This window comes from Ruminococcus sp. CAG:379 (assembly GCF_000434255.1).
In the GTDB taxonomy this organism is placed as follows: domain Bacteria; phylum Bacillota; class Clostridia; order Oscillospirales; family Ruminococcaceae; genus Ruminococcus_F; species Ruminococcus_F champanellensis.
The window spans coordinates 2,632-7,678 of record NZ_FR894886.1; the positions used below are offsets into that span (position 1 = coordinate 2,632).

The following is a 5,047-nucleotide window of genomic DNA, read 5'->3' on the forward strand; positions in this document are numbered from 1 at the left end:
ATGGCGACTGCAAACGCAGCCGCCACAGGGGGATATATCAGATTGTAGTGGATGTCGGATTAGTTGCAGGCGTTGTACAGGGTACCGCCCTTCAGCTCCTTGCCGTTTGCCGCAAACAGCTCGGAAACCGTTACGATCTGCCAGCCCTGGGATTTCAGATAGGGTGCCAGATATTCCATTGCGGTGGCAGTGGAATCATAGGTCTCATGGCACAGCACGATGGCATTGTCCAGCGTGCCGTTGCTCATGGCTGTCTTGATCTTGCTGATGATCTGGTCGCTGGTTGCCCCGTTCCAGTCCCCGGTGTCGATGCTGCAATTCACCAGTGCCACATCGCTCAGTGCGGACTTTACGGTATCGTTCACGCTCAGATACGGCGGACGCATAACCGGAGAGGTGCCCTGCCCGGTGATGGCCCTGATCTTGTCGGAGGTGGTATCGTACTCCTTGCGGATCTCCGCTGCGGACAGCTTGGTCAGATCCGTGTGGGTGGTGGAGTGGTTTGCGATCTCCATGCCCAGCTCGTAGGCACGCTTGATCTCGCCCTGGTTGCTGCCGTTGATCCAGTTGCCAACATAGAAGAAGGTGGCACGGAAGCCGCTGTTTGCAATGGCATCCTGAATCCGGATAGAATAATCGGTGGAAGCAGTGCCCACTGCGCCGTCGTCAAAAGCAATGGCAGCCATGGGCTTGGATTTGTCGATCCAGGAAATATCCACAGCGCCTGCCGCCGGGGTAGGTGTTGTGATATTTCCCACCTTGCCGCCGCCGGTTACCACGGAGGACGCAGTACCGGAGGCAGCAGCCACTGCCTCATCCAGGTACAGATCCGTGGTGCTGTCTGCGGATTCTACATACAGCAGCAGATCGGACGCCCCTGCCGGAATCTTGTAGGACTTGTTCTCCAGCTTGGTCCAGGTCTTGCTGGCTGCGGTAGCAGAAGCCACCGTGTCATATGCGGTTTCGCCGCCAGCGTCCGTGTATTGCAGGGTCAGCCGCAGTTCCTCAGAAGAACCGCTTGCCTGCATAGCAGCAGCACTGAAGCTGTAGCTGCTGCCCGGGAGAAATGTCTTGGTATCCAGTGTATAAGCCGCCCCCTGCCAGGTATCGGTTCTGCCGCTGATGTGCAGGGACTTGCTGCCGGAGTAATAGGATTCGGAATCAATGGACAGGGTGGTATCCCCTCTGGAGACCCATCCATCCTTCCCTGTTTCAAACGTACTTTTGAAGTAGCCGGACTCAGAAGGCGTCACAGGCGTTGTGCCGCCCTGATTGCCCAGCAGGCTCCGCTTGAGCAGTGCCAGATCCATGGCGTTGATGACCCCGTTGCCGTCCAGATCCGCTGCCTCTGCATTGGCAAGGGTGCTGGTCTTCCGGATTAGATAATTCAGCAGTGTCTTCATGTCCTTTGCATCCACTGTGCTGCTGCCGTCCACGTCACCCATGGTGGGAGTATCCGGCTGATCCGGCAGACCTGCGTCGATCTTGGTGCCCTTTACTGCACCGATGGCCTCGTCCATGTAGAAGCTGTTGGTGCTGTCTGCGGTTTCCACATACAGCAGCAATCCGGTTGCCCCGGCAGGAATGGTGTAAGCGGTGTTTGCCAGCTGTACCCACTCGCCCTTGGCGCCGGTTGCGGTTGCAATGGTGTCGTAGTTGGTCTCTCCGTTCAGATCATACTGGAGGGACAGCTTGAAGTCGTCGGAAGCTGCAGCATCCTGCATGGCAAGCACGCTGAAGCTGTAGGCGCTGCCGGGCTGGAAGGTGGCAGTGTCCAGGGTGTAGCCCGCACCGTTCCAGGTATCGGTTCTTCCTGTAACCGCCAGGGACATGCTGCCGGTTGCCGCTGCCGCAGAGGAATTCGTAACTGTGGAATCCCCTCTGGAGGACCAGCTGTCTGTATTCTTCTCAAACGTACTGTGGAAGTAATAGCCGTTCTCGTCCGGCTCTACCGGATCCGGCTTGACGGGATCTGTAATGGCACCGCCTACGGACAGATTATTTTTATATACCGTAGCCTTGCCGCTGCTCTGATACCCCTCAATATTCAGAGCCACTTCATACATTTTACCCATCTTCAGACCCACCTGCTCCCATGCCTTGAAATGCTGGGAAACGGAGATCGTGCCCTCGATCTTGGTACCGTTTGCAGAGGGCTTGGACTGCCGCACGCTCCAGTACTGATCAAAGGTGGTATCTCCATCAATGGAGGGCATATTCACTCTCGTGGTCTTGTAAATGTCATAGGTGCCCCCATCTGCATACACCGTACCCAGTGCAGAGGCTGCCCCCGGTGGTCTCCAGCTGCCCCAGGTTTCTACGATGTAGTATTCAACCAGGGGATTCCGGGTCCAGCCGTACACGCACATGTAGGAGTTTCCGTTGGGCTGATAATCCACACCGTATTCGATAGTGATATTGCCCAGCTGATCGTAGGTCTGGGTGCAGTCATACTTCTTGCCCTTGCGGAACAGACAATTGTTGATGTTGCTCCACTCGCAGCTGAAGGTGCCCCCTCCGGTCAGGGTCATGCTGGTGTTACCGTGGTCCTTCCACAGCTCATAGGCATAGCCGTCCTCGGTACCGGTCTTGTTTTCGGTGAGAACGGTGGCTGCGGAAGCGGTAGGCAGCGGCGTAAAGGTCAGGCACACCGCCGCCGCCAGCAGACCGTGAAAAAATCTGCTGATGGTGTGTTTTCTCATGTAACATATTCCCCGCTTTCCTATTAGATTTCTTTGCGCAGTCCCTCTCTTTGTCTGCGCCAAACGGATCCACTGCTGATGTGTCCAACAGTTTTTCCGTCGTTGTATTTATTTTATTGCATCTGCACAAAGTTTTCAAGTCGTTTATTGCGGAGAAATTTTTCACCCGGTCATTTTTTGCTCTTAAAATGTTCACAATTACCGGACATGCAAAAAGGCGCTCCCCGAAGGGAACGCCCATGCTGTGACCAGGCCGATAAGCCGAGTTCTGTCGTGTGCGATAATTTATCTAGGCGATCCGTCGCCGGAACGCTCAAGCCGCCATTACACGCCTTTCCACCGAGCAGATGTTGAAAGACGGTACCAATAGACGTTGCATCGGGTAGGGTTTACATAGCAGTACGCTCTCACGCACTCTGGTGGGCTCTTACCCCACCTTTCCACCATCACCGCATTGCTGCGGCAGTATCTCTCTGTTGCACTAGCCCTAGGGTCGCCCCCGGCTGCCGTTAGCAGCTACCCTGCTCTGTGATGCCCGGACTTTCCTCACGGGAGTTGCCTCCCCCGCTATCGCATAGCCTGCTCACCTGTTCAGTATACCCTATTTTCGGGAGCTTGTCAACCGAGCAGGTCATCCCAGTCCGCATCCGGATTGGCGATCTTCATGCTGGAATACTGCAAGATCAGCACCGCATCGCTGACATCCACCCGGCTGTCGTCGTTGACATCCGCCCCGAACCGGGCATCCTTACTCAGGGGATTTTCCCCGGTGACCATCTGCTCTGCGCTTGCCTGGAGCACCGCAACCGCATCTGCCACATCTACATCCCCGTCCAGATCCACGTCCCCACGCCGCAGGGAATCCCCCACGCCGATCAGGGCGCTGTTGTAATGTACCTTCAGCCGCTCCGTATCCCCCTGGTCGTTGATGGTATGGGAGCTGTACAGCAGGGACACGGTAGCTGTCCCGTCCTGCTCCGGGGTAGGGTCAAAGTATACCTCATAGACCCCCTCTGCCGCCCCCTGGGGCAGGGTCACGGTAAACTCCACAAAGGGCAGGCTCAGATCATAGATCTCGGAATTGGTGGGCACCAGAAAGCTGATCATGGTGCCGGACATCCAGGTGACCCGACGCTTTTCCACGTTGAAGGAGTGGAACCTGGCGGAATCCGCTGTGCCGTCCCCGTAGCAATAAGGGGACGCATAGCCCCCCTCCTTCAGGGTGACTCCCTCCGGCATGCCGAACTGGAGGGCAATGGCAGAGGTGCCCGGGTCATTTTCAATGTACATGCGGATCTTTACGTCCACAGACCCGGAACGGATCTGTGCAGAGCTGATCCGGTTCTCCTCCGGGATCAGCCGGTATGTCACTTCCTTTGCTGCCGTTTCTGCCGCCGGCTGCATGGTCTGTGCCTGCGCCGGAGTGACCGCTGCGCAAAGGCTCACAGCGCAGCATACCGCCGCTGCCAGTCCCCGCCGCAGCTTTCTGCAAAAGAGTGTTTTCACATTATCTTCCTTTCATCGGATCTTGGCGCCGCAGGGCATGGAATCATCCGCAAACAGCACCCTGACGCTGCCGTCCGGCAGGTCTGCCGCACAGATCATGCCGTTGCTCTCTACGCCGCACAGCTTCACAGGCTTCAGGTTGGCAACCACGATGACTTTTTTGCCCACCAGCTCCTCCGGCTTGTACCACTTGGCAATGCCGGACACTACCTGTCTGCCTCCCATGCCGTCATCCAGCTGGATGCACAGCAGCTTGGAGGATTTTTTCACCTTCTCTGCGGAAAGCACCTTTGCCACCCGCAGCTCCACCTTGGCAAAGTCCTCGATGGAGATCTCCGGTGCCAGCTGGATGGCTTCCTGCGCCGGCTCCTGTGCCGGTGCGGCGGCAGCCTCCTGCTTTGCCTTCAACTGCTGGATCATCTGCTCCGCATCGATTCTGCCGAACAGGGGCACCGGCTCGCCCACCTTGTCCCCTGCATGCAGACCGCCGAACGCCGACAGGCTCGCATAGTCCTTGCAGTCCGTGTTCAGTTGGGCAAAGATCTTCTCTGCGGTTTCCGGCATAAAGGGCTGGAGCAGAACCGCCAGGAAGCGGATGCTTTCCAGCAGATTATACAGCACCGCACCCAGCCGGGGCTTCTGTGCCTCGTCCTTTGCCAGCACCCAGGGCATGGTCTCGTCAATGTACTTGTTGCTCCGTCTTGCCAGGGAGATGACAGCGTCCAGGGTATCCGCCATCCGGTACTGGTTCATGAGCCGGTCTACTTCCTCCACGGTTTTCAGTGCCGTTGCCCGGAGATCTGCATCCACCGGCTCGGCGGCATCCGCCGGCTGGATCA

The 5,047-nt window shown here is 57.2% G+C and carries 3 protein-coding genes and 1 other RNA gene; all 4 read right to left on the reverse strand.

Annotated elements, in window-relative coordinates:
• Nucleotides 1-59: 59 nt before the first annotated feature.
• Nucleotides 60-2,702, reverse strand: a complete 2,643-nt coding sequence (locus QVO51_RS10975; RefSeq protein WP_022357533.1) for a glycoside hydrolase family 11 protein — start codon at nt 2,700-2,702, stop codon at nt 60-62.
• Nucleotides 2,703-2,943: 241 nt separating this feature from the next.
• Nucleotides 2,944-3,288, reverse strand: an RNA gene (gene rnpB, locus QVO51_RS05370) — RNase P RNA component class A.
• Nucleotides 3,289-3,320: 32 nt separating this feature from the next.
• Nucleotides 3,321-4,208 (reverse strand): dockerin type I domain-containing protein, encoded by an 888-nt coding sequence (locus QVO51_RS05375; protein ID WP_022357534.1) that lies wholly within the window; start codon nt 4,206-4,208, stop codon nt 3,321-3,323.
• A 12-nt stretch (nt 4,209-4,220) separates the two neighbouring features.
• The coding region (metG, locus tag QVO51_RS05380) for a methionine--tRNA ligase subunit beta (RefSeq protein ID WP_288167892.1) at nt 4,221-5,047 on the reverse strand (827 nt) is incomplete at its 5' end.